This is a genomic window from Herbaspirillum sp. NPDC101397 (assembly GCF_044767325.1).
Lineage (GTDB): Bacteria > Pseudomonadota > Gammaproteobacteria > Burkholderiales > Burkholderiaceae_D > Herbaspirillum.
In genome coordinates this window covers 112,863-139,023 of the sequence record NZ_JBIWNS010000008.1, presented here as the reverse complement: position 1 = coordinate 139,023, position 26,161 = coordinate 112,863, and the positions used below count along the sequence as shown (strand labels likewise).

General features: G+C 61.7%; 21 protein-coding genes. 10 read left to right on the top strand and 11 right to left on the bottom strand.

All coding sequences use genetic code 11. The annotated features are described in order from the left end of the window. Positions 1-48: 48 nt before the first annotated feature. Together tcdA and yjjJ are read left to right on the top strand one after the other, a co-directional pair. Positions 49-924: a tRNA cyclic N6-threonylcarbamoyladenosine(37) synthase TcdA gene (tcdA, locus tag ACIROW_RS19815; RefSeq protein ID WP_402278161.1), complete on the top strand. Its 876-nt coding sequence runs from the start codon at positions 49-51 to the stop codon at positions 922-924. A 131-nt stretch (positions 925-1,055) separates the two neighbouring features. Further along, the gene (yjjJ, locus tag ACIROW_RS19810) at positions 1,056-2,399 is read left to right on the top strand and encodes a type II toxin-antitoxin system HipA family toxin YjjJ (RefSeq protein ID WP_402278160.1); all 1,344 of its coding nucleotides are present in this window, start codon (positions 1,056-1,058) and stop codon (positions 2,397-2,399) included. A 114-nt stretch (positions 2,400-2,513) separates the two neighbouring features. On the opposite strand, the gene ggt is transcribed toward yjjJ, so the two are convergent. After that, a complete protein-coding gene (ggt, locus tag ACIROW_RS19805; RefSeq protein ID WP_402278159.1) occupies positions 2,514-4,289 on the bottom strand; it encodes a gamma-glutamyltransferase in 1,776 nt (591 codons plus the stop codon). A gap of 203 nt (positions 4,290-4,492) precedes the next feature. After that, positions 4,493-5,551: a LacI family DNA-binding transcriptional regulator gene (locus tag ACIROW_RS19800; RefSeq protein WP_402278158.1), complete on the bottom strand. Its 1,059-nt coding sequence runs from the start codon at positions 5,549-5,551 to the stop codon at positions 4,493-4,495. A gap of 403 nt (positions 5,552-5,954) precedes the next feature. On the opposite strand from ACIROW_RS19800, the gene ACIROW_RS19795 reads away from it, so the two are divergent. The 5 genes from ACIROW_RS19795 (at position 5,955) to ACIROW_RS19775 (ending at position 12,229) form a co-directional block, all read left to right on the top strand. Further along, positions 5,955-7,307, top strand: a complete 1,353-nt coding sequence (locus tag ACIROW_RS19795; protein ID WP_402278157.1) for a GntP family permease — start codon at positions 5,955-5,957, stop codon at positions 7,305-7,307. Between the two features lie 41 nt (positions 7,308-7,348). Beyond that, entirely contained in the window at positions 7,349-8,887 is a 1,539-nt protein-coding gene (gene gntK, locus ACIROW_RS19790) for a gluconokinase (protein ID WP_402278156.1), read from the top strand. Positions 8,888-8,925: 38 nt separating this feature from the next. Next, entirely contained in the window at positions 8,926-9,711 is a 786-nt protein-coding gene (locus ACIROW_RS19785; protein ID WP_402278155.1) for an SDR family NAD(P)-dependent oxidoreductase, read from the top strand. A 25-nt stretch (positions 9,712-9,736) separates the two neighbouring features. Further along, positions 9,737-10,774 (top strand): L-idonate 5-dehydrogenase, encoded by a 1,038-nt coding sequence (locus ACIROW_RS19780; protein WP_402278154.1) that lies wholly within the window; start codon positions 9,737-9,739, stop codon positions 10,772-10,774. A 324-nt stretch (positions 10,775-11,098) separates the two neighbouring features. After that, positions 11,099-12,229 carry a porin gene (locus ACIROW_RS19775; RefSeq protein ID WP_402278153.1) on the top strand — a complete coding sequence of 377 codons (1,131 nt, stop codon included), beginning with the start codon at positions 11,099-11,101 and terminating at the stop codon, positions 12,227-12,229. Between the two features lie 90 nt (positions 12,230-12,319). Here ACIROW_RS19775 and ACIROW_RS19770 read toward each other — a convergent pair whose 3' ends face one another. Continuing rightward, entirely contained in the window at positions 12,320-13,447 is a 1,128-nt protein-coding gene (locus ACIROW_RS19770) for a mandelate racemase/muconate lactonizing enzyme family protein (protein WP_402278152.1), read from the bottom strand. Between the two features lie 185 nt (positions 13,448-13,632). Here ACIROW_RS19770 and ACIROW_RS19765 point away from each other — a divergent pair, with 185 nt between their 5' ends. From ACIROW_RS19765 to ACIROW_RS19755, 3 genes are all read left to right on the top strand, one after another. After that, positions 13,633-14,511, top strand: coding sequence for a LysR family transcriptional regulator (locus ACIROW_RS19765; protein WP_402278151.1), 879 nt, complete (start codon positions 13,633-13,635; stop codon positions 14,509-14,511). A gap of 125 nt (positions 14,512-14,636) precedes the next feature. Continuing rightward, positions 14,637-15,584, top strand: coding sequence for a dihydrodipicolinate synthase family protein (locus ACIROW_RS19760; RefSeq protein WP_402278150.1), 948 nt, complete (start codon positions 14,637-14,639; stop codon positions 15,582-15,584). 121 nt (positions 15,585-15,705) lie between these two features. Further along, a complete protein-coding gene (locus ACIROW_RS19755; RefSeq protein ID WP_402278149.1) occupies positions 15,706-17,031 on the top strand; it encodes an MFS transporter in 1,326 nt (441 codons plus the stop codon). Between the two features lie 76 nt (positions 17,032-17,107). Here the strand turns inward: ACIROW_RS19755 and mctP are convergent, their stop codons facing one another. The 8 genes from mctP to ACIROW_RS19715 all read right to left on the bottom strand — a co-directional run bounded on the left by mctP (position 17,108) and on the right by ACIROW_RS19715 (position 26,152). Beyond that, positions 17,108-18,610, bottom strand: coding sequence for a monocarboxylate uptake permease MctP (gene mctP / locus ACIROW_RS19750; RefSeq protein ID WP_402278148.1), 1,503 nt, complete (start codon positions 18,608-18,610; stop codon positions 17,108-17,110). Next, positions 18,610-18,789 (bottom strand): DUF3311 domain-containing protein, encoded by a 180-nt coding sequence (locus ACIROW_RS19745; protein ID WP_116434812.1) that lies wholly within the window; start codon positions 18,787-18,789, stop codon positions 18,610-18,612. Before ACIROW_RS19745 ends, mctP begins: the two co-directional genes overlap by 1 nt. A 320-nt stretch (positions 18,790-19,109) precedes the next feature. After that, positions 19,110-19,862, bottom strand: coding sequence for an SDR family NAD(P)-dependent oxidoreductase (locus ACIROW_RS19740; RefSeq protein WP_402278147.1), 753 nt, complete (start codon positions 19,860-19,862; stop codon positions 19,110-19,112). 205 nt (positions 19,863-20,067) lie between these two features. Next, positions 20,068-21,159, bottom strand: a complete 1,092-nt coding sequence (locus ACIROW_RS19735; RefSeq protein WP_402278146.1) for an alkene reductase — start codon at positions 21,157-21,159, stop codon at positions 20,068-20,070. A 292-nt stretch (positions 21,160-21,451) separates the two neighbouring features. Next, positions 21,452-23,236, bottom strand: coding sequence for an IlvD/Edd family dehydratase (locus ACIROW_RS19730; RefSeq protein ID WP_402278145.1), 1,785 nt, complete (start codon positions 23,234-23,236; stop codon positions 21,452-21,454). Further along, complete coding sequence (locus ACIROW_RS19725; RefSeq protein ID WP_402278144.1) at positions 23,233-24,114, bottom strand: SMP-30/gluconolactonase/LRE family protein; 882 nt, start codon at positions 24,112-24,114, stop codon at positions 23,233-23,235. The genes ACIROW_RS19730 and ACIROW_RS19725 overlap by 4 nt, the downstream gene beginning before the upstream one ends. Continuing rightward, positions 24,111-24,923 (bottom strand): SDR family NAD(P)-dependent oxidoreductase, encoded by an 813-nt coding sequence (locus ACIROW_RS19720; protein ID WP_402278143.1) that lies wholly within the window; start codon positions 24,921-24,923, stop codon positions 24,111-24,113. Before ACIROW_RS19720 ends, ACIROW_RS19725 begins: the two co-directional genes overlap by 4 nt. Beyond that, positions 24,920-26,152 carry a fumarylacetoacetate hydrolase family protein gene (locus ACIROW_RS19715; RefSeq protein WP_402278142.1) on the bottom strand — a complete coding sequence of 411 codons (1,233 nt, stop codon included), beginning with the start codon at positions 26,150-26,152 and terminating at the stop codon, positions 24,920-24,922. Before ACIROW_RS19715 ends, ACIROW_RS19720 begins: the two co-directional genes overlap by 4 nt. Positions 26,153-26,161: the final 9 nt, after the last annotated feature.

Here is a 26,161-nt window from a genome sequence, read left to right as displayed (position 1 = left end):
GCTGTTTCTCAGGAAACAGCCTGTTTTGCTTTGTTATCCGGAACCATCATGTCCAATGTAGAACCTGTCGTTGCCTCCAGCGACGCCGATATCGATTTCGATCGCCGCTTCGGCGGTATTGCCCGCCTGTACGGCGCACAAGGCCTGGCGCGTTTTCGCGCGGCGCATGTCTGCGTGGTCGGTGTCGGCGGCGTCGGCTCCTGGATCGTCGAAGCGCTGGCGCGCAGCGCCATCGGCAAGATCACCATGATTGACCTCGACAACCTGGCCGAGTCCAACGTCAATCGCCAGATCCACGCGCTGACCGACACGCTCGGCAAGGCCAAGGTCACCGCGCTGCACGAGCGCATCATGCAGATCAATCCGTATTGCCAGGTCACCGAGATCGAGGACTTCCTCACGCCCGACAACGTCGGCGAGACGATAGGCGAGGGCCGTTTCGACTATGTCGTCGACGCCATTGACAACGTACGCGCCAAGGTGGCGTTGATCGCCTATTGCCGCGAGCACAAGGTGCCCTTGCTGACCAGCGGCGGCGCCGGCGGCCAGATCGACCCGACCAAAATCGAGATCCGCGATTTGTGCCGCACCGAGCAAGAGCCCTTGCTGGCCAAGGTGCGCAAGCGCCTGCGCGCCTGGCACAAGTTTCCGCGCGGGACCAAGAACAAGTTCGGGATTGATGCGGTATTTTCTACCGAGCCCTTGCGCTTTCCCGAGGGGGAAGTGTGCGAGGTCGATACGGACGATGCTGCGGATGGCCTGGATACCGTTGATGCTGATGGCCGCAAGCAGGATGCCGGCGTGACCGGGCTCAATTGCGCGGGGTTTGGGTCGGCGATGGTGGTGACGGCTTCGTTTGGGTTGGTGGCGGCGGGGTTTGTGTTGAGGAAAATCATGGAGCGGCCTGAGGCCGGCACGCAATAAGCAAGGCGGCAAATCGGATGGAATGACGCCTGTCGAGGGACGGCGGCTTGAATAGATAACGACCTTGCATATGGATAATTTTGTGCTACATTTAATTATTCATATATCTATTCGATTATCTATTCATTTTCATGGCGGATCATACCGATCAAATCCGGCTTCAGCTGGTTCAGGGCATCAAGAATGCTCGACAACTCGTTGAAAATATAGGGATTAGCCAGCCTACTCTGTCGCGCGCCATATCTGGAATGGGTGACGAGATTGTTCGACTTGGCGCCGCACGATCTATTCAATATGCATTGCGAGACGGCCGACGCGGGTTGGCTAGTGTTCCCGTATATCGCGTCGGAGCCGACGGAAAAATAAGAGACTTGGGAATGCTGGTGCCGGTTTGCCCGGACGGATTCGTGATGCGCCAGGCGGATGGTGTCATGCTGCACAGCGATAGCCTTCCCTGGTGGTTGCTGGATATGCGCCCGCAGGGATTTATCGGACGTGCTTATGCCGCCAGGTATGCCGCCGCGTTGGGGCTGCCTGTTCAACTTGCAGAGTGGAGCGACGCAGACATATTGCGGGCGCTGATGGCGCATGGCCACGACGCCGTGGGCAATTTGTTGTTGGGCGATGTCGCACGTGACCGGTTCATCGACATGTCCCCGGCGGAGCCGGTTGCGATGAACGCCAAAAGCACTGCCTATGCCGGGCTGGCGCAAGACGCCGCCAGAGGAGATATCCCCGGCTCCTCCGCCGGCGGCGAACAGCCAAAATTCCTCACGTTCGCTGAAACACCGGACGGCCCTCGCCATGTTCTGGTCAAGTTCTCGCTGCCGGACATCAATCCCGTGACCGCCCGTTGGCGCGATTTGTTGCTGGCCGAGCATCACGCCCTCAATACACTTGCGGCAGCGGGAGTCGATGCCGCGGGCTCGTCCGTCATCGACCATGGAGGGCAGCGTTTCCTTGAAGTCGAAAGGTTCGATCGCGTTGGTGCACTGGGTCGACGCGGCATATTTTCTCTAACGGCAGTCGAGGCCGAGTTCGTCGGCGACGCAGCCTCGCCATGGCCGGTGATCGCCACGCGACTGGCAGCCGACGGACATATCGCACCCGAGGCTGCCCAGGGCGCCGCGCTGCTGTATGCATTTGGAACGCTGATCGGTAACACCGACATGCATAACGGCAATCTGTCCTTTACCAGTGAGCATGGCCGTCCTTACGGCCTGGCGCCGGCTTACGACATGTTGCCGATGGGTTTTGCACCGCGTTCCGGGGGCGGTTTGCCGGATACGCTGGCGCCGGCCAATTTGCGCGCTTGCGTGGATGCCGATACCTGGGTTCGCGCGCTGGAACTCGCCGACGATTTTCTTGATCGCATTCGGCACGAACCAAGATTCTCCAATGATTTTCTCGCTTGCATCGACGCATTGGTGGCGCATGTCAATGGCGCGCGAGACAAGATGCGGCGTCTCGGCTGACATCGCACGTATAGATAGCCATTCCACCGTTCCGGATCCAGCAATGAAAAAGGCCAATGCATTTGCATTGGCCTTTTCTTTCATCTTGCGTGATGCAGTGCTGCTAGACGCGCATCAGAACCCCAGCGTACGTCCATCCGGATTGCGCGGATCCGAATACCCGTAGAACATCCCATCCTTGATCTGGATAGTTTGTGTGCGTCCCATCGATGGCTGCACGCTGATCTTCTGGCCCTTGTCCTGCAGGATCTTGATGGTATCGGCGCTGATACCCTTTTCGATGCGCAACTGGTCCGGCGCCCATTGATGATGGATGCGCGGTGTGACGGTTGCTTCGGCGACGTTCATGTCATGCTCGATCACGTTCAGGATGGTCTGCAGCGTGGTCGTGATGATGCGGCTGCCGCCCGGGCTGCCGGTCACCAGGAACGGCTTGCCGTCCTTCAGCACGAAGGTCGGCGACATCGAGCTCAACGGACGCTTGGCCGGACCGACCGCATTGGCTTCGCCGCCCACCAGGCCGAAGGCGTTCGGCACGCCCGGCTTGGCCGAGAAATCGTCCATCTCGTTGTTGAGCGTGATACCGGTGCCGGTGGCGACGATACCGCTGCCGAAGTTCAGGTTCAGCGTGTAGGTCGTGGCGATCAGGTTGCCCTTGTTGTCGGCGACCGAGAAGTGCGTGGTCTGGTCGCTTTCGTAAGGCTGCGGTTTGCCAGGCTTGATTTCAGCGGACGGCGTGGCGCGATCAGGATTGATCTTCTTGGCCAGTTCGTCGGCATAGGCGCGCGAGGTCAGGCCCTTGACCGGCACCTTGTTGAAATCCGGATCGCCCAGATATTCGGCGCGATCGGCATACGCCAGCTTCATCGCTTCAGCCATCAGATGAATCGTCTGTGCGCTGTCGGCGCCGTATTGCTTCAGCGGATAGCGTTCCAGGATGTTCATCATCTGGATGATGTGGATGCCGCCAGAGCTTGGCGGCGGCATCGACATGACCTGATAGCCGTGATAATTGCCGACCACCGGTTCACGTTCGACGACCTTGTAGTTCTTCAGGTCGGCGGCGGTGATCAGGCCATTGTGCTTGTCCATTTCGGCGACGATCTTCTTGCCGATCTCGCCTTCATAAAATACCGAAGGGCCTTTCTTGCCGATCAGCTTGAGCGATTTGGCGAGGTCTTTCTGCACCAGCTTTTCGCCGGCCTGGAGCGGGCGGCCATCCTTGAAGAAGATCGCCTTGCTTGAATCCCACTGGCCCAGATGGTCGCGTTCCGCAGCCAGGATCAGCGCCAGGCTGGGGCTGACTTCATAGCCTTTTTCCGCCAGCTTGACGGCGGGCGCAATGACGTCGGACAGCTTCATCGTGCCGTATTTTTGCAGCGCGTGCGTCAGGCCCGCGACGGTGCCCGGCACGCCGATGGCCAGGTGGGTATACAGCGAGCGACCCGGAGCGACATTGCCCTTTTCGTCCAGGTACATGTCACGGGTAGCCTTGGCCGGCGCCATTTCACGGAAATCCAGCGCCACGTTCTTGCCGGTCTTGGCATCGTGGATCATCATGAAGCCGCCGCCGCCGATGTTGCCTGCATTCGGCAGCACTACCGCCAGTGCGAAGCCGACTGCGACGCCGGCGTCAACCGCATTGCCGCCGCGTTTCAGGATATCGAGGCCGACTTGCGTCGCCAGTTCCTGCTCGGACGCGACCATGCCGTTCTTGGCTTGCACCGGGCTGATGATGTCGTAGGTCAGGTCGTATTTGACTACCGGCGCAGCTGCGGGTGTAGCTGCAGGTGCGGCAGTTTGTGCGTGGGCAGGCAGGAAAGCGAGGGAAGTGCAGAGCGGCAGCAATGCCATGGAAGCCGGCTTGAGCAAGCCGTTGATTTTCCGCATGGGGATTCTCCTGAGGTTGTCTGTAATTATGGTGAAACGCATGCTTTCGCATCAGACGATTGTAGCCTCTGGAAGTTCGATGTCCATAGAAAAATCAAGAAATCTGCGCTCTGATTTCCAGCCTGTACGCGAGGCGTCGAGGTCACTTCATCAATCGCCTTGCAGCGCAGCGTATTGGTGAAATGCGCTGTACCGCCGGGGATTCAGGTGCTCTCGCGCACTGCGAGTTCGAAGCCCAGATCGAGCCTTGCCTTCTCCACCGGCTCGCCCTTGAGTTGACGAATCAACATCTCCGCCGCCTTGTAGCCGATGTCGTAGCGCGGTGTGATGATGGTGGTGATGGACGGTGTGGCGCAGGCGGCCCACGACAGGTCGTTGAAGCCGGCGATCGCCATCTGCTGCGGCACCTTGATGCCGCGTCGCTGGCATTCGAACAGGGCGCCCAGCGCGAGGTCGTCGTTGCAGCAAAATACGGCGTCGCAGTCCGGCGCGATCTCCAGCACGCGCGCCAGCAGTTGCGCGCCCATGTCGACGGTAGTCGGCGCCGGCAGCAGCACTTCGACATCCGGATCGAGGCCGGCTTCGCTGAGTCCCTTGCGGAAGCCTTCGCGCCGCTTCATCATGCGCGGATCGAGCTGCGCCGCCAGGAAGGCGGGGCGGCGGTAGCCGCGTTCGATCAGATGCCGTGCCGCTGCATAGCCGGCCTTGGTCTGCGAGAAGCCGACCGACATGTCACTGTTGCTCTTGCCAAGATCGAACATGCGCACGGCCGGGATGTTCGACGCCGCCAGTTGCCGCCGCAGGATGTCGTGCTGGTCCGAGCTGGACAGCAGGAAGCCGTCAGGCGCATGCGCGAGGTAAGTCGAAATCAGCCGGCTTTCCTTCTCCTTCGAATAACCGGTTTCACCGATCAGGAACTGATAGCCGGCCTGCGACAGGTAGTCGCGGATGCCGCTCAGGGTTTCGATGAACACCGCATTGGTCAGCGACGGCACCAGCACGCCGATCACCTGCGAGCGGGCCGACGCCAGGGTGCTGGCGGCCTGGTTGGGCACGTAGCCGAGCTTGCGGATGGCCGTCGCGATGCGGTCGCGCGCCTCTTGCTGCACCAGCTCCGGCGACTTCAATGCGCGCGACACGGTCATCGGGCTGACGCGCGCTTCGGCGGCCACGTCGACGATGGTGACGCGGCCGGTGGCGCGGCTTCCCTTGACGGCTCTGGTTGGCTTGGCGGTTTTTTCGGCAGCGGTGGTTTTGCTCATGGCGGGACGGAAATTTCAATTGCCGACATCATACCCTCAGCGTCCGGACAATCACCCATTCAAAACCATGCTGCGCCGCCGCATCGGCCTTTTCGGGACGTTTCCTCCCTCCAGATATTCATACAAATGATTTGACACATAAATTTTGGTAGCGTTATCATCGCTGCCGATGTTAACGCTAACATTTCGGCGTAAAACAAAAATTCCCTTTCATAAACACTACGCAGATAGTGGGCACGGCAGTCCCGATGTTGTTTGCAATGCATGCACCCGGGACGCCTCGTCGAGACAATGTAAAGACTCCGCAACGGATGGCAGGCATGGTGTTGACGGCGCGGCAATGCGGTTCTCCGCATGTGCGCGTGTAGCGGCCGTGTGCACTATCGCCCCTGGAGACATCCACATGTTCGGATTGAGTAACGAAGCAAGCCTGTTGTTGAACGCCTTCCTGGCGATTGTGGTGCTGATCGTCATGATCACGCGCCTGCGCATCCACCCCTTCATCGCACTGATCATCACCTCCGGTTTCCTCGGCCTGATTTCCGGCATGCCGCTGGCCAAGATCGTCAAATCGTTCCAGGACGGTTTCGGCGGCGTGCTCGGTTTCGTCGGCATCGTGCTGGGCCTGGGCACCATGCTCGGCAAGATGATGGCCGAATCAGGTGGCGCCGACCAGATCGCGCAGACGCTGGTGCGCGCCTTCGGCAAGCAGCGCGTGCACTGGGCCATGATGATCGGCGCGTTCCTGGTCGGCATCCCGCTGTTCTTTGAAATCGGCTTCGTGCTGCTGATCCCGCTGGTGTTCATCGTCTCGCGCCGCTCGGGCGTGCCGCTGTTCAAGATCGGCATGCCGATGCTGGCCAGCCTGTCCGTCATGCACGGTCTGGTGCCGCCGCATCCGGGTCCGTTGCTGGCGATCGGCATCTTCGGCGCCGATATCGGCAAGACCATTTTCTACGGCCTCGTAGTCGGCCTGCCGACGGTGATCATCGCCGGCCCGATGTTCGGCGCCTTCATCGCCAAGTATGTCGACATCAAGCCGTCCGACGAGCTGATGGAGCAACTGGCGCGCGAACCGCAAACCAAGGATCTGCCGGGCTTTGCGATCACGCTGGTGACAGTGCTGTCGCCAGTGTTCCTGATGTTGCTGAAAACCTTCGTCGACGTGACCCTGCCGGAAGGCAACGCCATGCGCGACCTGATGGACTTCATCGGCAACCCGATCGTGGCCTTGCTGGCGGCGCTGCTGCTGTCGCTGTACACTTTTGGCGTGGCGCGCGGTTTCACGCGCCAGCAAGTGTTGAAGTTCGTTGATCAAAGCCTGGCGCCGACTGCGGCCATCGTGCTGATCATCGGCGCCGGCGGCGGCTTCAAGCAGATGCTGGTCAACAGCGGCGTCGGCACCGCGATCGGCCAGTTGGCCGTGCATGCCCAGATTTCGCCGTTGCTGCTGGCCTGGTTCGTGGCAGGCGTGATCCGCGTGGCGACCGGTTCGGCGACGGTAGCGACCATCACCGGCGCCGGCATCGTGGCGCCGCTGGTGACGCTGATCCCCGGCACCAACCGAGAGCTGCTGGTGCTGGCGACCGGCGCCGGATCGCTGATCCTGTCGCACGTCAATGACGCCGGCTTCTGGCTGGTCAAGGAATACTTCAACATGAGCGTCGGCGAAACATTCAAGACCTGGACAGCGATGGAAACCATCATCTCGGTGGTAGCGCTGATCTTCATCATGTTGCTTAACCTGGTCGTCTAAACGCAACAGCGTTTTACACGGCAGCAGTAAAGGAAATACTCATGTCGCACTTCATGCTCGGCGTCGATATCGGCACCACCAGCACCAAGACCGTGGTGTTCACGCTGGACGGCCAGGTGGTGGCCCAGCACGCCGTCGAATATCCGGTACTGTGCACCGAGCCGGGCATGTCCGAGCAGGATCCGTTGCAGATGTTCGACGCCGTGCTGGGCTCGATCGCCGGCGCCGTCGCGGCCGCCAAGGCTGCGCCCGGCGACATCGAACTGGTCTCCTTCAGCGCCGCCATGCACAGCCTGATCGCGCTCGATGTTCACAACAACCTGCTCAGCAACAGCATTACCTGGGGCGACATCCGCGCCAGCGTCTGGGCCGAACGCATCAAGAACGAGTTCGACGGCCAGGCCATCTATAGCCGCACCGGCACGCCCATCCATCCGATGTCGCCGCTGTGCAAGCTGATGTGGATGCGTCACGAAAGAGCCGAAGTATTCAAGCAGGCCGCACGCTTCGTCGGCATCAAGGAATATGTCTTGTTCCGGTTGTTCGGCGAATGGCTGGTGGATTATTCGATCGCCTCCGCCACCGGCATGTTCAACCTCGAACAACTGGACTGGGACGAAGGCGCACTGGCATTGCTGCAAGTCGATGCGCGCCAGCTGCCCAAGCCGGTGCCGACCACGCATCAATTGCAGGGGCTCGACAACGCAATCGCCGAACAGCTCGGCTTGCGCACCGATACGCCTTTCGTCATCGGCGCCAACGACGGCGTGCTGTCGAATCTCGGCGTCAACGCCATCCATCCGGGCCAGGTGGCGGTCACCATCGGCACTTCCGGCGCCATGCGCACGGTGGTCGAACGGCCGGTGACGGATGCCTCCGGACGCACTTTCTGCTATGCGCTGACGGAGCAGCATTGGGTGGTCGGCGGGCCGGTCAACAACGGCGGCAACATCTTCCGCTGGGTGCGCGATGAACTCGCCACCGCCGAAGCGGAGCAGGCGCGCAAGGACGGCGTCGATCCCTACGACGCGCTGACCCGCATCGCCGAACACATCGCGCCGGGCGCGGAAGGGCTGCTGTTCCATCCGTATCTGTCGGGAGAGCGGGCGCCGCTGTGGAACGCCGACCTGCGCGGCTCCTTCTTCGGCCTGGCGCTGCATCATCGCAAGGAACACATGATCCGCGCCGCGCTCGAAGGCGTGATCTTCAATCTCTATTCCATCCTGCCGGCGGTCGAAGACCTGATCGGCCCGACCAAGCGCATGATGGCCACCGGCGGCTTTGCACGCTCGGCCTTGTGGCGGCAAATGATGGCCGACATCTTCAACCGCGAAGTGGTGGTGCCGCAAAGCGTGGAGTCATCCTGCCTCGGCGCCGCCGTACTCGGCTTGCTGGCGCTCGGCAAGATCAAATCGCTCGACGTCATTTCCGACATGGTCGGCTCGACCAACCGTCATTTGCCGATTCCGGAAAACGTCGCCATCTATGATCGCCTGCGGCCGATCTTCATGGCGATTCCACACAAGCTGGCCGACGAATACCGCGCGTTGTCGGCGTTCCAACGGCTCGACATCAAATAATTCCGACCGGATTCAACCATAACAAGCAAGGAGACAGAATGACCGCAACACTACCCGCTGGCCTGCAGAGTTTTTCGCTGAGCGGCCGGCTCGCGCTGATCACCGGTTCCAGCGGCGGCATCGGCCTGGCGCTGGCGCGCGGCCTGGCTGCTGCCGGCGCGTCCATCGTGCTCAACGGCCGTGACGCGGCCAAGCTTGCCGCGGTGGCGGCAACGCTGCGCGAAGAGGGCTACACGATTCACGAGTCGTCCTTCGACGCGACGTCGTCGGCCTCGGTGGAAGCCGCCGTGGCGAAGATCGAAGCCGACATCGGCCCGATCGAGATCCTGTTCAACAACGCCGGTATCCAGCGCCGCGCGCCGCTGGAAGACTTCAAGGAGTCGGACTGGAACGACCTGATCAGCACCAATCTCAACAGCGTGTTCTTCACGGCCAAGGCCGTCGCGCAAGGCATGATCAAACGCGGCCGCGGCAAGATCATCAACGTCTGTTCAGTGCAGAGCGAACTCGGTCGTCCCAACATCGCGCCGTACACGGCGACCAAGGGCGCAGTGAAGATGTTCACCAAAGGCATGGCGATCGACTGGGGCAAGTACGGCCTGCAAGTCAACGGCCTCGGGCCGGGCTACTTCAAGACCGAGATGAACATGGCGCTGGTCGCCGATGAAAAATTCTCCGAGTGGCTGATCGGCCGTACGCCTTCGCGTCGCTGGGGCGACGTCGAGGACCTGGTCGGCGCGGCCGTGTTCCTGTCCAGCGATGCCTCGAAATTCGTCAACGGCCACATCCTGTACGTCGACGGCGGCGTCACGGCAACCTTATAAATAACAAGACAGCGGAGAACACATCATGCAACAAGGCATCGTCATCCACGCACCGCACGACCTGCGCGTCCAGGAATTGCAGACCGCAGAACTGCAGCCGCATCAGCTCAAGGTGAAGGTCAAGGCCGGCGGCATCTGCGGCTCCGACCTGCACTACTACCACAACGGCGGCTTCGGCACCGTGCGCATCAAGGAGCCGATGGTGCTCGGCCATGAAGTCTCCGGCGTGATCGCTGAAACCGGTTCAGCCATCGGCGACATCAAGGCCGGTACCCGCATTTCCATCAGCCCGAGCAATCCCTGCGGCCTGTGCAAGTACTGCCAGGAAGGCAAGCAGAATCACTGCCTCGACATGCGCTTCTATGGCAGCGCGATGCGCATGCCGCACGTGCAGGGCGCCTTCCGCCAGGAGATCATCATTGAGCGTGCTCAGGCGCACGTGGTCGCCGATCACGTCAGCGACGGCGAAGCGGCGATGGCCGAGCCCTTGTCGGTAGCCTTGCATGCCGTGCGCCGCGCCGGCCCGCTGTTCGGAAAGCGCGTGCTGGTCACCGGCTGCGGCCCGATCGGCGCGTTGACCGTGATCGCTGCGCGCCGTGCCGGCGCCTTGCAGATCGTCGTCACCGACGTCGCCAAGATGCCGTTGGAGAGCGCCTTGAAAGTCGGCGCCGATCAGGCCATCAACGTCGCGCAGGACGCCGAAGCGCTCAAGGCCTTTACGCAGGACAAAGGCACCTTCGACGTGCTGTTCGAAGCCAGCGGCAACGAGCAGGCGCTGCGCGGCGCGCTCGACACGCTGCGTCCCGGTGCGGTGATCGTGCAGGTCGGCTTGGGCGGCGATATCAACTTCCCGGCCAACCTGCTGGTCGGCAAAGAACTGGAATGGCGCGGCGCCTTCCGCTTCCACGAAGAGTTCGCACTGGCTGTGGAATTGATGAACCAGAAACTGGTCGACGTGAAGCCCTTGATTTCGGCGACGTATCCGTTCGAGAAGTCGGTCGAGGCTTTCGAGATTGCGGGCGATCGGTCGAAGATGATGAAGGTGCAACTGAGCTTCGATTAATTTCTTCCCGTTAGAAGTACTTTTAGAAGCCGCTTTCATGAGCGGCTTTTTTTATGTCTTTTTTACGTCCTTTTTTAAGCAGCAAAGATGAAACATACCCACTAGCTTGTTGTAATCGCACATCTACGGGTTTTCCGCTATACACCGCTGGATAGCACGTAAATATAATCCGCCATGTTCGATACAGGGCTGCACACCCACCATCCGCTGCAGCACCTTCCATACACGGATCGTCACCACACGATACCGGAGGCGTTCCTGCGAACGACAATAAAAAAATCGAACATACACCTATCTATTCCACCATCTGACTCAGGGATTTTCATGAAGAAAAGCGTATTCGCCCTGGCGGCTCTGTCCGCCGTGGCCGGCACGACCGTCACACTCACCGCGCAGGCCCAAAGCAGCATCACCGTCTACGGCATCATCGACACCGGCCTGACCTACACCAGCAAAGTCGGCGCCACCAACGGCAGCCGCTTCAGCCTTGATTCGGGCGACATGGCAACCTCGCGCATCGGCTTCAAAGGCGTGGAAGACCTGGGTGGCGGCCTGACGGCAATTTTCAATCTGGAAAACGGCTTCAATAACGACACCGGCGCCATGGGCACTGCCAACACGTTGTTCGATCGCAAATCCGTAGTCGGCCTGAGTGGCGGCTTCGGTACCGTCACCATCGGTCGCCAGACTGACTATCTGGAAGACATCGGCTCCAAATACACCTCGGTGCAGACCTTCGGCGCCAATGGCGTCAAGGGCGGCCACTTCAACAACCTGGACCGCGTTGCCGGCGGCGCGCGTACCGACAACTCGGTGCGCTATGACACGGTCAACATGGGCGGCTTTACCGGCAGTCTGTTCTACGGCTTCGGGGAAGTGGCGGGCAAGACGTCCGCAGGCCAGTCCTTCGGCTTGGCAGGCAACTACAGCAACGGTCCGTTCGGCATCGGCGCCGGTTACTACCAGAGCAAACTGGCGGCAGATGCCTTGCCGGCCCGTGCAGGCGACACCAACCTGAAGACCTTCACCATCGGCACCAGCTACCAGGCCGGCCCGGCCAAGCTGTACGCGGCGTGGTCGCAGTCGAAGCAACCCGCTGCTGCTGCCGTCGCGGCGACGGGCCTGGTGCAGATCGTTACCGCAACCAAGGCCAACATCTTCGACGTCGGCGTCGACTATGCGCTCACCGGCAACCTGCACTTGCTGGGCAGCGTGATCTATGACCGCGCCAACATCAATCGTGTGACGACGGGCGCCACCAAGGTTTCATCGACACAGCTTAACGTCGGCGTGGATTACTACCTGTCCAAGCGCACCGACGTCTATGCGCTGTACACCAACCAGCGCGCCAAGGATGTCATCAATCCGGGCGTCGTCAACGCGGCATACTCGTCGTCGCCTGCCGACGACAGCTCGCAGAATGTGGTGCGCCTGGGTCTGCGCCACCGGTTCTGATGGCATGAAGTCTTGAGGATATAAAAAGTAATCAGCAATAATGGAAAATGGCAGGCGCCGGCGATCCGGTTCCTGCCATTTTTTACATGCTTATTTGCCTACGGTAGTCCATTTGCCGTACTTCGCCACCTGCGTCTCGTCGAAGTTGAATCCCAGCCCTGGCGTCTGATGCAGGATCACGTTGCCGTTGCGATGTTCCAGCTGGCGATCGATCAGGCGGCGGAAGTTCAGCACCTGGTCGTCCCAGAAGAACTCCACGTAACGTGCATTCGGCGTCGCCGCCACCAGCGGTGCATGCACGTCATGGAACCAGTGCGGGCACATGATCTTGCCGTAGCTCGCCGCCGTCGCCGCAATGCGCCGCCATTCGGTGATGCCGCCGCAGACCACGGCATCGGTCTGCAGAATCGCGGCGGCGTCCTTGTCCAGCAACTCCTTGTGATACCAGCGGCCGTAACCGATTTCGCCGGTGGCGATCGGCACGCGCGTGAGTTTCGCAAGTTTGGCGTGGCTGTCGATGTCGTCCGGTGAAAACGGTTCTTCGATGAAGTAGGGATCGTATTGCTCGATCCGGTTCACGTGTTGCAAGGCCTGGGTGACGTCGGTCCAGCCGTTGTTGATGTCCAGCATCAGTTCGATGTCCGGGCCGATGGCTTCGCGTGCGGCGCGCACGCGCGCTTCTTCTTCCTTGGGCGAGAGACGTCCTGACTTCATCTTCACCGCCTTGAAACCCTTGTCGACATAGCTGGCCATTTCATCGCCGAGCATTTGCGGCGTCTTGCCGTCGAGATAGTAGCCGCCGCTGGCGTAGGCCGGCACTTCATCGAGATGCACCGCGCCGAGGTATTTGTGCAGCGGCAGTTGGTGGGTGCGCGCATTGAGATCCCAGATCGCCGTGTCGAGAATGCTCAGCGCGCGCATGACGGTGCCGGCGCGGCCTTGCAACAGCGCTTCCTGGTACATCGCCTGCCACAGGCCCTCGACGGCATAGGAATCCTTGCCGATCAGCACCGGCGCCAGTAATTGTTCGACTGCCGCAGTCAGGATCGCGCCGCCGGTGCTGCCGACGTAGCAAAAGCCGATGCCTTCGACGCCGTCAGTCGAGCGCACCTTGACCAGGCCGTAGTGACGCGACGAGACGGTGCGCGTGGCGAAGGACGTGACACGGTCGAGCGGCACTTCGGCGAAGCAGACCGAGATGGATTGGATGATGGGCATGTTTTGTGTCCTCCTGATTCATGAGTAAATGGGCGCGCTGCATACATGAGTTGCTGCAGCGTCCGGCACATTCTGATTGACGTGAATCGATGAAAACAGTACGTTCCGATATCTTGAAAAGATAATTATTCTATTGATCGGGCGGAGATCCGATGCTCGCTTAGCTTGCCCACAGGGAGGGACACATGGATTCACGTTTTCTGCAGAGCTTCATTCACGTGGCCGAACTCGGCTCCATCGCCGAAGCCGCGCGCCGGCTCGACCTCACGCCCGCCGCCGTGGCGCAGCGCGTCAAGATGCTGGAAGAGGAAATGGGCATGAGCCTGATTCGCCGCTCCGGCCGCACGGTGGCGCCGACCGAGGCAGGCGCGCGCATCCTCGAGCGCGGCCGCAAGGTCTTGCGCGACATCCGCGATCTGCGCGACGACCTCAACGACAGTTCGGACTTGTCCGGGCAACTGCGCCTCGGCGCTGCACCGACCATGATGCTGGCGGTGTTGCCGGATCTGGTGTCACAGTTCCTGAGCCGGCATCCGCAAGTTGATACTTACCTGGAGCCGGGCACCTCCGCCACGCTGTTTCGCAAAGTGGTGGATGGCGACCTCGACGCAGCATTGCTGATCCAGCCGTTATTCGAATTGCCCAAGAGTTGCGGCTGGCACACCATGCGCGAAGAGCCGCTGGTCTTGCTGACGCCCGCATCGATGAAAGTTACTGATGTACACGCGACGCTGGAGAGCGAACCCTTCCTGCGCTATGACCGCGGCACCGTCGGCGGCCAGTTCGCCGACGCCTATCTGCGGCAGTACGGCATCCGCACGCGTCAGCGCTGCGAGCTCGACGGCCTTGATTCGATCGCGGCGCTGGTCGATAAAGGGATCGGCGTGTCCCTGGTGCCGGCCTGGCTGGCGGCGCGCGGCAACAATCTCGAACTGAAACGCTGGCCGCTGCCGCATCGCTCATCCAGGAGAGTGGTCGGCATGATCTGGACGCGCACCTCGGCGCGCACGCGGCTGGTGAGCTCATTCCTGGAGCTGGTCAAGAAGTGGAAAGAGGACAAATAAGAGGTTCTATCTTTCCCGTCAGGAAGATAAAAATTCTATTGATTGACGTAACAAGAGCATAACTATTCTCCTGAGCTGATCGCGCAATACTGGCGTCCACAGCAATACCCAAGGAGACCAAGCTCATGTCCGTTTCACTTATTCCCAAACTGCGCGGCGTACTGTCGCCGGTGCTCACGCCATTCGAGGCGGACGGTTCGCCGTCGGTGCCGCGCTTCATCGAACATTGCCGCACCTTGCTCAACCACGACGTCGGCCTCGCGATCTTCGGCACCAATTCCGAGGCGACCTCGATGAGCGTGAAAGAAAAGCGCGCCTTGCTCGACGCCGTCCTCGCCGCCGGCATGCCGGCCGCACGCATGATGCCCGGCGTCGGCGCCTGCAATCTGGAGGACACCGCCGAGCTGGCGCGTCATGCCGTCACTGCCGGTTGCGGCGGCGTGCTGGTGTTGCCGCCGTTCTTCTACAAGGGCGTGAGCGAAGAGGGTTTGTTCCGCTCCTTCGCCGGCATGATTGATGCCGTCGGCGATGCCAGCTTGCGCGTCTACCTGTACCACATCCCGGCGGTGACGCAGGTCGGCATCAGCCTGGCGCTGATCGAGCGCTTGCTGAAAGCCTTCCCGGGTGTCATCGCCGGCGTCAAGGACAGTTCAGGCGATTGGGACAACACGGCGGCCATGCTGAAGGAGTTCGGCAAGGATGGCTTTGACGTGTTTGCCGGCAGCGAAATCGCCTTGGTCGACACCATGCGCCACGGCGGCGCAGGCGTGATTTCAGCCACGGCCAACGTCAATCCCGGCGGTATCGCCGGTCTGCTGCGTGACTGGCGACAGGACCACGCGGCTGCAAGGCAGGCAGCCTTGAATCAGGTGCGCGCGGTCTTCGGCCAGTTCCCGATGATCGCCGCGATGAAGGCGGCGATGGCCTCGGGTCTCCATGATCCGGCGTGGGACAAGTTGCGCGCACCGCTTGTGGAGCTGGACCGGATCCAGCGCGAGAGCTTGCTGCGGCAACTCGACGCGCTCGGCTTCCAGCTCTATCGCGGTCAGGTGGAGGAAGCGGCAGCGCATTGAATCAAAGCATCACACGAGGATATCCCAACAATATTCCGACAATATTCATACGACATAAAAAGAGCGACGGCGCGACTGCAAAGAGCATGCCGCCATCGCCGACAAGACAACAGGAGACACCATGCAACCCAACACCACGCTGGCTTCGGCCGCGCACACTTTATCCGCGACATCGCAGGACGCGGCCAACGCTGTTTTCAAGCGCGCCGCCTGGCGCTTCATCCCGCTGCTGTTCGTGAGCTACGTCGTGGCTTATCTCGACCGCGTCAACATCGGTTTCGCCAAGCTGCAGATGCTCAACGATCTGCAATTCAGCGATGCCGTGTATGGCCTCGGTGCAGGATTATTCTTCCTCGGCTATTTCCTGTTCGAAGTGCCGAGCAATCTGCTGCTGCACAAGCTCGGCGCGCGGCGCTGGATCGCCCGCATCATGATCACCTGGGGCGTACTGTCGGCGGCCACCGCATGGGTCGATTCGCCAATGATGTTCTACGTGATCCGCTTCCTGCTCGGCGTGGCGGAGGCGGGCTTCTTCCCCGGCGTAATCCTTTATCTGACCTACTGGTTTCCCTCGCACCGGCGCGGCCGCATGACGGCCATGTTCATGGCCGGCAATCCGGTCTCGGGCATCGTCGGCGCGCCGCTGTCGGGCTACATCATGTACGCCTTCGCCGGCACCATGGGCATGTCGGGCTGGCAGTGGCTGTTCATCCTCGAAGCGATTCCGGCGGTGATCCTGAGCGTGGTGATCTATTGCTATCTCGACGACCGCGTGGCCGACGTCACCTGGCTCAATGCGGAAGAAAAGAATCTGATCAAGAACGAAATCGATCAGGACGCCCAGGTGCGCACGCATAGCTCGATCAGGAGCGTCATGCTGTCGCCGCGCGTGTGGCTGCTGTGCCTGATCCTGTTCGGCGTGATCATGGGGTCGTATGCGATCGGCTTCTGGCTGCCGAGCATCATTCGCAGCGCCGGCATCGCCGATCCTTTCCACATCGGCCTGCTGGCGATGATCCCTTACACCGCTGCGCTGATTTCGATGCTGCTGGCCAGCCGCAGCGCCGACCACTTCCGCGAGCGCCGCTGGCACGTCATCGTGCCGGTGCTGGTCGCGGCGATCGGCTTCTGCATCTGCGCCATGAGCGAGAACCAGATCGCGCCGGCGATCTTCGGCCTGAGCCTGGGCGCCATGGGCGTGGTGACCGCGGTGGCGATGTTCTGGGCATTGCCGACCGCCTTTCTCGGCGGCGCCGGTGCAGCAGCCGGGATTGCACTGATCAACTGCACCGGCAACCTGGCGGGTTTTGTCAGCCCATCGGTAATCGGCTGGCTCAAAACGCAGACCCATTCGGTCTCGTCAGGGCTGTTTTTCGTGGCGGCGATGCTGGCGTTATCGGCGGTACTGGTGCTGAGCTTCATTCCGGCAAAGGTTGTCAATCGCTGAGCCGGCAGGTACTGCAAATAAAAAAGCCACGTTCGCAGGAACGTGGCTTTTTCTTGTTGCGGGTAAGACTACTGCATCAGTGCTTCAATGCCGGCGCTTTCGCACCGCCCTTGCCGAACACCAACTGCACCACGACAGCCACAACGATGTTGAGCGCCAGAGCGATCAGACCGGTGTAGAGCGTGTACGCATCGGCGCCGATGTGGAAGGTATGCACCGGCTTGATGCCGTCCGCATACGCCAGCCAGCTGCCGCCGACGATGCCGACTGCCCAGCCGGTCAGCAGCGCGTTGGCGCCGAACCAGCCGATGAACAGGCCGAACACCAGCGCCGGGAAGGTTTGCAGAATCCACACGCCGCCCAGCAACTGCAGGTCAAGTGCGAACTTGGTCGGCAGGAACAGGATGAACACCAGCGCGCCGAACTTGACCACCAGCGAGACGATTTTGGCGACCTTGGCTTCGCCTTCGGCCGACACGCCAGGATTCACGTACGGCTTCCAGAAGTTGCGCGTGAAGAGGTTGGCCGCACCGATCGACATCACTGCCGCCGGCACCAGCGCACCGATGGCGATCGCCGCAAACGCAAAGCCGCTGAACCAGCTCGGGAACATGGCGTTGAACAGGGCTGGCACGACATCATTGTTGGCTTCAACCTTGACGCCAGCCGCGTAGGCCATGTAGCCCAGCAGTGCGATCAGGCCGAGCAGCACGGTGTACGCAGGCAGGAACACGGCGTTCTTGCGGATCGTGTCGGCACTCTTGGCCGCGAAGATGCCGGTCAGTGTATGCGGATACATGAAGGCAGCCATGGCCGAACCCAGCGCCAGCGAAGCAAACGGCAGGAACTGCGCCGGTTTCAGCGTCAGGCCGGTGGCGCCGCCCTTGGCGGCAAACGCCTCGCGCGCCGAGTTGAACACGATGCCGTAGCCGCCCAGTTTCATCGGTACCAGCACCACCGCCACCAGCACCACGATGTAGATCATCAGGTCCTTGACGAAGGCGATCAGCGCAGGTGCGCGCAGGCCGGCCGAGTAGGTGTACAGCGCCAGGATAACGAAGGCGGCAAGCAATGGCAGCTCGCCGGTAACGCCGAGCGCCTTGATGACGACTTCCATGCCGATCAGTTGCAGTGCGATGTACGGCATGGTGGCGACGACGCCGGTCAGGGCGATGGCCAGTTCCAGCTTGCGCGACTTGTAGCGGCCGAAGACGACGTCGGCAGCGGTGACGTGACCGGCTTTGTGTGCGGCGTGCCACAGCTTCGGCATGATCAGGAACACGATAGGATAGACCAGGATCGTGTACGGCAGCGCGAAGAAACCATAAGCGCCGACCGCATACACCAGCGCCGGCACCGCGATGACGGTATAGGCGGTGTAGAAGTCGCCGCCGACCAGGAACCAGGTAATCCAGGTGCCGAAGTTACGGCCGCCCAGACCCCATTCGTCGAGGTGCGCGCCCTTGTTGGCGGAACCGCCGCTTTGCCAGCGCGAGGCCCAGAAGCCCATCACGGTGACCAATGCGAAGAAGAAGATGAAGACGCCGAGCGCCGTCCAGTTGATGGAAGAAGAATTCATTATTCGACTCCCTTTTTGAGACCGTCTTTATAGACGATCCAGATGATCAGCGCAGTGAGCGGCACCCACGCGAACTGATACCAGTAGAAAAACGGGAAGCCAAGCAGCGTGGGCAGTTCGTCGTTGTAAAACGGGACCCACAATAGACCAATGAACGGCAACAGGAGTAAGAGCCGCATAGAAAATCTCCTCATACTTTTGGTGGAAGGATTATTGTAAAAAATGCAGCGCAATTATAGTGAGGATCGATAATTTCTGTTTGCAGTGCGGCATTTCGTAGCGCTGTTACTACGGACGAAAAGGCGCTATGGCGCTGGGTTTGCGAGATTCCAGAAAATGCTGCTTGCGTTCAGTTTGCGAGAAAATCCTGATATTGCAAGGCCTGCTGTCGCTACTTGAAAATTCATTCGCATTTTTGTCAGTGAAGCGTCAGATTTTTGGCGGCTGGGGATTTTTTTGCATGGACTGCACACTCGACGTTTCCCCCGCCGTTTCTCCTCTATCGCGCCGTGTAACCGCCATCCACCGGATAAAACGCGCCGGTGCAGAACGACGCTCGCTCCGACAACAGGAAGGCCGCCATCTCCGCCACCTCCTCGCGCGTCGCCAGGCGTTGCAGCGGATGCGATTGCGCCATGGCGTCGAGCGCTTCCTGCGGCATTTGCTGCATGCGCGGTGTGGCGACATAGCCGGGGCCGATGCAATTGACGCGCACGCCTGTGCCGGCGTATTCCAGCGCGGCGGTCTTGGTGAGGCCGATCACGCCGTGCTTGGCGGCGGTATAGGCGGAAATGCCGGCGACGCCGATCACGCCGTTGGCCGATGACAAGTTGACGATGGCGCCGCCGCCGCGTCGCACCAGCGCGGGCAGCTCGGCCTTGAGGCTGAGGAACATGCCGGTGAGGTCGGTACCGATGACGGTGTTCCAGTCCGCCAGCGAGAGATGTTCTATCAGCGTGTCGTGCGGCCCGGTCAGGCCGGCATTGTTGACGGCCAGGTCGAGGCCGCCGAAGGCATCGGTTGCAGCCGCGACCGCGCGCAGCATGGCATCGGGATCGCGCACGTCGAGTTCGACGGCGAGGCTGCGTGCGCCTTCGGGATCTAGTCCGGCGAGCAGGGCGTCGAGCGCCTGCTTGTCATGTCCGGCGACGACGACGGTCGCGCCTTCGTCAAACAACTTGCGTGCAATGGCCTCGCCAATGCCGGTGGCCGCACCGGTTACCAGCGCCACCTTGTCGGAAAATTCGGGCATGTCTGTCTCCTTTTCAAGCGATTGAATACTTCTGCGGGCAGAAGTGCGGATCAATTGTTTGGTCAGGATGAGGTGCTACTAGTTCCGTCGCGGATGGAATCGACGGGAAGAATGCGGGAGGGAAAAGAGGTGTTGCAGATACGACAATGCCGAGGCCTGCGACATCGTCGAAGACCCCGGCATTGCAATGATTAACGACCGGTGACTACGCCGTCAGCGCCGGATAGTCGGTGTAGCCTTCAGCGCCGCCGCCGTACAAGGTGTCCGGGTTCAGCGGATTGAGCGGTTTGGCTTCGCGCACGCGGCGCACCAGATCCGGATTGGCGATGAATGGCCGGCCGAAGGCGACCGCATCGGCTTTGCCGGCCGCGACGATGGCTTGTCCTTCGGCGCCGTCAAAGCCGTTGTTGACAATGAAGGTGCCGGGGAAGCGGGTGCGCAGCGCGGCGTAATCGAACTTCACCGGCGCGCCTTCCGGCACGCGGGCGCCGCCGGTTTCGCCTTCGATCACGTGCAGATAGGCCAGGCCCAGCGGCGCGATCTGTTCCACCACATAGTTGTACAGCGCTTGCGGATCGCTGTCGACGGGGGTGTCATTGAAGGTCGTCATCGGGCTCAGGCGAATGCCGGTGCGGCCGGCGCCAACTTCCTTGGCCACGGCTTGCACGACTTCGAGCAACAGGCGCGCGCGGTTCTCGATACTGCCGCCGTAAGGACCGCTGCGATCGTTGACGCTGTCGCGCAGGAACTGTTCCAGCAGGTACGTATTGGCGGCATGCACTTCAACGCCGTCGAAACCGGCGTCGATGGCGTTGCGCGCCGCCTTGCGGTAGTCCTCGACCAGCGCCGGCAACTCGTCGTCGCGCAAGGCGCGCGGCGTCGACACGTCGTGGTATCCCTCGGTGGTGAAGGTTTTGGCGTTGGCGGCACGGTTGGTTGACGACACCGGCGCGACACCGCCCGGCAGGAACGAAGTGTGCGAGATGCGGCCGACGTGCCACAGCTGCAGCACGATCTTGCCGCCGGCCGCGTGCACGGCGTTGGTGACTTCGCGCCATGCCGCTACTTGTTCAGGAGAATAGATGCCGGGTGTATCGAGGTAACCCTGGCCCATCTGGGTGATCTGGGTGGCTTCGGCAATGATCAGGCCGGCTGTGGCGCGCTGGCGGTAATACTCCACCGTGAGCGGCCCGGGTTTGAAGCCTTCCACGGCGCGGCTGCGGGTCAGCGGGGCCATGACAAAACGATTGGCGAGCGAGATGTCGCCGACTTTGAGGGGATCGAATAAGGAAGTCATGAATATCCTTCAATAAAAATGAAAGCGGAATAAAAAAGACAGTGAGATCACTGTCTTTGAAGCTTTGCAGCCTGATGCATACGACAAATGCAACAGCCGAAATAAAGCCGACGGTTCATCATAGCCTAAAATTAGACCAGTCGTCTAAAGGCGCTCGATTTGCCGTGTTGACGAGGAAATCGACAATAAAAAAGCGCCCCGAAGGGCGCTTGTAATGGAAGCAGGACTGGCTGCAGAATCCGGCGACGCACAGGCCTGCGAGCAGGGCCGGCCCGTCGCCGCGCACTGCGCGTCAATGGTTGTGACGCGGCAGAACCTTGGCAATGCCCTGATACTTGACCGCCAGTTCCATGACGGCGCCGGTCTCGAGCTGGCCGACGGTGTCGCGATAAATCTCCTGCCACGGCGTCTGGCTGGCCGGCACCGCCGGGATGCCCTCGGCTTTGCGCCTGGCCAGTTCCTCATCGCTGATCAGCATGTCACAGCGGCCGGTGTTGAGGTCGATGCGGATCTTGTCGCCGGTGTGCAGGTAAGCGAGACCGCCGCCCACCGCGCTTTCGGGCGAGGCGTTCAGGATCGACGGGCTGTCCGAGGTGCCCGACTGGCGACCGTCTCCAAGCGTCGGCAGGGTCGTGATGCCCCGGCGCAGCAGCGCGTCAGGCGGTTGCATGTTGACCACCTCGGCCGAGCCGGGCCAGCCGACCGGGCCGGCGCCGCGGATCACCAGGATGGTGTTTTCGTCAATGCCGAGCGCCGGATCGTTGATGCGCGCGTGGTAGTCGTCGGAGCCGTCGAATACCGCTGCATTGCATTCGAAGATACCTTCGCTGCCCGGTGTATTCAGATAGCGTTCGCGGAAGGTGTCCGAGATGACGCTGGTCTTCATGATGGCGAAGTCGAACAGATTGCCCTTGAGGACCAGGAAGCCGGCGCGTTCGCGCATCGGTGCTGCAAAAGGGAACACCACTTCGCGGTCATGGCTCTCGCGGCCTTCGAGGTTCTGCGCCATGGTCTTGCCGCCGACGGTGAGGCGGTCGGCGCGCAGCTTGCCGGCCTGTTGCAGTTCCCACATGATGGCCGGCACGCCACCGGCGCGATGGAAGCGCTCTCCGAGGTATTTTCCGGCCGGTTGCATGTTGAGCAGCAGCGGCACGTCGTAGCCGTATTTCATCCAGTCATCGGAATCCAGCTCGACGCCGGCGTGGCGCGCCATTGCCATGATGTGCGGCTGGGCGTTGGTGGAGCCGCCAATGGCGGCGTTGACCACGATGGCATCGAGGAAGGCGTCGCGTGTCAGTACCTTGGAAGGACGCAGGTCTTCATACGCCATGCCGACGATACGGCGGCCGGTTTCGTAAGCCATTTGTCCGCGTTCGCGATACGGCGCGGGAATCGCGGAACAGCCGGTCAGCGACATGCCGAGCGCTTCGGCCATGGCATTCATGGTCGAAGCGGTGCCCATGGTGTTGCAGTGGCCCGACGAAGGTGCCGAGGCGGCAGCGATCTCGAGGAATTTTTCATTGTCGATCTGGCCGGCGGACAATTGGCGGCGGCCTTTCCAGATGGCGGCGCCCGAGCCGACCAGTTCACCGTCCATCCAGCCGTCGAGCATCGGACCGCCCGACAGCACGATGGCAGGGATGTCGACGGTGGAGGCGGCCATGATTTGCGCCGGCGTGGTCTTGTCGCAGCCGGTGGTCAGCACCACGGCGTCGATCGGATAGCCGTGCAGGATTTCCACCAGGCCGAGGTAGGACAGGTTGCGGTCGATCGCCGCGGTCGGGCGGCGGCAGTTCTCGAAAATCGGATGCAGCGGGAATTCCATCGGAATGCCGCCGGCGTCGCGGATGCCGTCGCGTACGCGGCGCGCCAGTTCAAGGTGGATGCGGTTACACGGGCTGATGTCGCTGCCGCTCTGGGCGATGCCGATGATGGGGCGGCCGGAGCGCAGTTCCTCGGCGGTGATGCCGTAGTTCATGAAGCGTTCCAGATACAACGCCGTCATGTCGATGTGGTCCGGATTGTCGAACCAGTCCTGGGAACGGAAACGGCGCGGTGTCTGCTGTGGTTTTGTCACTTCTGTACCTCTGTCGATATGTAATGTTGAGCCAAGCCAGGCGTGTCGGCGCGGAACGAAAACAAGCCTCCCGCGAGCGGCTGCTGCAACCGTTCGGCGGGCGACAGGCCTTTCCATGCCGTGGTGACCTGCACGGTCTGCAGGTCAGCGCCGCCAAAGGCCAGCTTGGTGATGTTGGCGCACGGGAAGGGAAGCACGCCGGCCAGTTCACCGGACGGCAGGAAGCGCTCGATGCGCCACCCGCCGAACAGGGCGATCCACAGGCAACCTTCCGCATCTACCGCCATGCCGTCCGGATAACCGGAGCCGTCAATGACGATGAAGGGGCGCTTGCCGGACAAGTTTCCCGCCGCGTCGACATCGAAAGCATATACCGTTCGCAGCAATGTGTCCGTGTGATAGAGCGTTTTGCCGTCCGGGCTCATCGCCGGGCCGTTGGTGATGATGTAGTTGCTGTCCTGTTGGCGCAGGATTCCGCGGTCCCGGCGGTACAGCGCGCCGCTCGGATTTTCCTCGCAGTCGTCCATGGTGCCGAACCACAGGTGGCCGCGATGATCGGCGAAACCGTCATTGATCCGATTGCCCGGCAGGTCTTGCTCCACCGGCTGCAGCAACATGAAAACTCCGGTGTCCGGAGTGAACTGATAAAGGCCGCCTTGCATGCCGCATAGCAGGCCGCCGCCGTCACGGGGCAGCACGAAGCCCGGCGGCCGCGGCGTAGCCCAGCTGCGCCGGTGGTTGCCGCCGGCATCGCAGCGATGGATTGCACGGCCCTTGATGTCGACGAAGTAGAACGCCTGTTCCGCCGCATGCCAGACCGGACCTTCGCCAAGCTCGGCGCCGACCGGCCACACGCAGGTCGGAGCGGGCGCGTTCATGCGCCGTACCAGCCGGCGTCGACGAAGTAGTCGCGACCGGAACATTTGGAGGCGCTGTCGGACGCCAGGAACAGCGCCAGCGCCGCCACGTCATGCGGCTCGACGCGCTCGTACAGGCATTGCGAGGCAAGGATCTTGGCTTCTTCTTCCGGGCTGTGCCACAGGCGCATCTGGCGCGGCGTGCGCACCGCGCCGGGGATGATGCAGTTGACGCGGATGCCGTGCACGCCGAGGTCGCGCGCCAGGCCGCGCGTCAGGCCTTCGATGGCGGCCTTGGCGGTCATGTACAGCGCCAGGCCGGGCAACGCCAGGTGCCACGAGATCGACCCGAAATTCAGGATCACACCGCGCCCCCTCTCGCGCATGCCGGGCGTGACCGCCTGGGCGCAAAAGAACTGATGGCGCAGGTTGACCGCCATGCGCTCATCCCAATAAGCCGGCGTGACGTCGGCGACTTTATGGCGGTCGTCGTTGGCGGCGTTGTTGATGAGGATGTCGACGGCGCCGGCGATTTTTTCAATGACGACGAAGCTTGCGGCCAGCGCGTCGAGGTCGAGCAGGTCGCAGTGCAGGAAGGTCGGCGGCAACGGCGCGTCGCGCAGCGCGGCTTCCAGTTCGCGCGACTCGCGCTCGGCGATGTCGAGGAAAAATACCTGCGCACCTTGTCTGGCGAAGGCTTCCACCAGCGCGGCGCCGATGCCGGTGCCGCCGCCGGTGATGACCACGCGTTTGCCGGCGAGGCTGCGGTAGACAGCGTGCTCGAAGGGTCTCGGCGCGGTCGCGAGGGAAGCCGATGGTGATGCTGTCATGCTGCTGTTCTCCTGGAAGATGATACTGAAGTGGGCACTGAATCGGTCAGGCCGCGCCCGGCCAGATAGCGATAGAGCGAGCGGATGCCGAAGGTCCAGGGGGCGATGGCGTCGCTGCGTTGCACGCGATTGACGAGCGCGCCCAGCGATGGGCTGGCGATGGTGACGCGGTCGCCCAGATGATGGGTAAAGCCGGCGCCGGCTGCGCCACGGTCCTTGATCGGCGAAAACATGGTGCCGAGGAACAGCATGAAGCCGTCCGGATACTGGTGATGCGCACCGCAGGTTTGCTGCACCAGGTCAAGCGGATCGCGGCTGATCTCACGCATGAAGCTGACGCCGTCGAGACGGAAGCCGTCATCGCCTTCGATGAGCAGCGAGACTTCGGCCTGGCGCACCGTGTCGATCGTGAAGCGCTCGTCGAACAGGCGGATGAAGGGGCCGATGGCGCACGAGCCGTTGTTGTCCTTGGCCTTGCCAAGCAACAATGCGCTGCGGCCTTCAATGTCGCGCAGGTTGACGTCGTTGCCCAGCGTTGCGCCGACGGCTTCGCCGGCGCTGTTGACGGCCAGCACGATTTCCGGCTCGGGATTGTTCCATTGCGAGGCGGGGTGCAGGCCGACGTCGGCACCCAGTCCCAGCGCCGACATCGCCTGTGCTTTCGAGAACACTTCCGCATCGGGACCGATGCCGACTTCCATGTACTGCGACCAGGCGTCGCGCTTGACGAGTTCCTGCTTCAGCTTGATGGCCGCTTCCGAACCGGGTCGGATAGTGGACAAGTCGGCGCCGATGCTGGCCTGCAATTCCTTGCGCAGGGCCTCTGCACGACCAGCGTCGCCGGCGGCCTTCTCTTCGATCACGCGTTCCAGCATGCTGACCGCGAACGTCACGCCGCAGGCCTTGATCGGCTGGATGTCGCAAGGCGCCAGCAACAGCGGCAGGCTGGTGTCGTCTTGTGTGTGTAGTGCATGGTGAACCAGGTCGAGCGCACTGCCCAGCGCTTCGCCGGGAGCGTGGCGGGCGACGTGCAGCAGGTCTTCGGCGTCGAGCAGGTCTGCCACCGTCGGCGCCGCAGCGGTGATGTCGAAGACCTGGCCGTGACGCACGACGACGACGCAGGGGCCGTTGATCTTGCTGTTCCTCCAGACGCGGCCGATCAGCAGCGCGTCGTCAAGATCGGCAGGTAAGGTGGCGTGGGCCGGTATTGCTTGCATAGTCGCTTGCATGGCGTTCCT

What these genes read in the sequence shown, in the direction of transcription:
- tcdA (WP_402278161.1), top strand. Translation starts at nt 49, where the DNA reads ATGTCCAATGTAGAACCTGTCGTTGCCTCCAGCGACGCCGATATCGAT.
- yjjJ (WP_402278160.1), top strand. Translation starts at nt 1,056, where the DNA reads ATGGCGGATCATACCGATCAAATCCGGCTTCAGCTGGTTCAGGGCATC.
- ggt (WP_402278159.1), bottom strand. Translation starts at nt 4,289, where the DNA reads ATGCGGAAAATCAACGGCTTGCTCAAGCCGGCTTCCATGGCATTGCTG.
- ACIROW_RS19800 (WP_402278158.1), bottom strand. Translation starts at nt 5,551, where the DNA reads ATGAGCAAAACCACCGCTGCCGAAAAAACCGCCAAGCCAACCAGAGCC.
- ACIROW_RS19795 (WP_402278157.1), top strand. Translation starts at nt 5,955, where the DNA reads ATGTTCGGATTGAGTAACGAAGCAAGCCTGTTGTTGAACGCCTTCCTG.
- gntK (WP_402278156.1), top strand. Translation starts at nt 7,349, where the DNA reads ATGTCGCACTTCATGCTCGGCGTCGATATCGGCACCACCAGCACCAAG.
- ACIROW_RS19785 (WP_402278155.1), top strand. Translation starts at nt 8,926, where the DNA reads ATGACCGCAACACTACCCGCTGGCCTGCAGAGTTTTTCGCTGAGCGGC.
- ACIROW_RS19780 (WP_402278154.1), top strand. Translation starts at nt 9,737, where the DNA reads ATGCAACAAGGCATCGTCATCCACGCACCGCACGACCTGCGCGTCCAG.
- ACIROW_RS19775 (WP_402278153.1), top strand. Translation starts at nt 11,099, where the DNA reads ATGAAGAAAAGCGTATTCGCCCTGGCGGCTCTGTCCGCCGTGGCCGGC.
- ACIROW_RS19770 (WP_402278152.1), bottom strand. Translation starts at nt 13,447, where the DNA reads ATGCCCATCATCCAATCCATCTCGGTCTGCTTCGCCGAAGTGCCGCTC.
- ACIROW_RS19765 (WP_402278151.1), top strand. Translation starts at nt 13,633, where the DNA reads ATGGATTCACGTTTTCTGCAGAGCTTCATTCACGTGGCCGAACTCGGC.
- ACIROW_RS19760 (WP_402278150.1), top strand. Translation starts at nt 14,637, where the DNA reads ATGTCCGTTTCACTTATTCCCAAACTGCGCGGCGTACTGTCGCCGGTG.
- ACIROW_RS19755 (WP_402278149.1), top strand. Translation starts at nt 15,706, where the DNA reads ATGCAACCCAACACCACGCTGGCTTCGGCCGCGCACACTTTATCCGCG.
- mctP (WP_402278148.1), bottom strand. Translation starts at nt 18,610, where the DNA reads ATGAATTCTTCTTCCATCAACTGGACGGCGCTCGGCGTCTTCATCTTC.
- ACIROW_RS19745 (WP_116434812.1), bottom strand. Translation starts at nt 18,789, where the DNA reads ATGCGGCTCTTACTCCTGTTGCCGTTCATTGGTCTATTGTGGGTCCCG.
- ACIROW_RS19740 (WP_402278147.1), bottom strand. Translation starts at nt 19,862, where the DNA reads ATGCCCGAATTTTCCGACAAGGTGGCGCTGGTAACCGGTGCGGCCACC.
- ACIROW_RS19735 (WP_402278146.1), bottom strand. Translation starts at nt 21,159, where the DNA reads ATGACTTCCTTATTCGATCCCCTCAAAGTCGGCGACATCTCGCTCGCC.
- ACIROW_RS19725 (WP_402278144.1), bottom strand. Translation starts at nt 24,114, where the DNA reads ATGAACGCGCCCGCTCCGACCTGCGTGTGGCCGGTCGGCGCCGAGCTT.
- ACIROW_RS19720 (WP_402278143.1), bottom strand. Translation starts at nt 24,923, where the DNA reads ATGACAGCATCACCATCGGCTTCCCTCGCGACCGCGCCGAGACCCTTC.
- ACIROW_RS19715 (WP_402278142.1), bottom strand. Translation starts at nt 26,152, where the DNA reads ATGCAAGCGACTATGCAAGCAATACCGGCCCACGCCACCTTACCTGCC.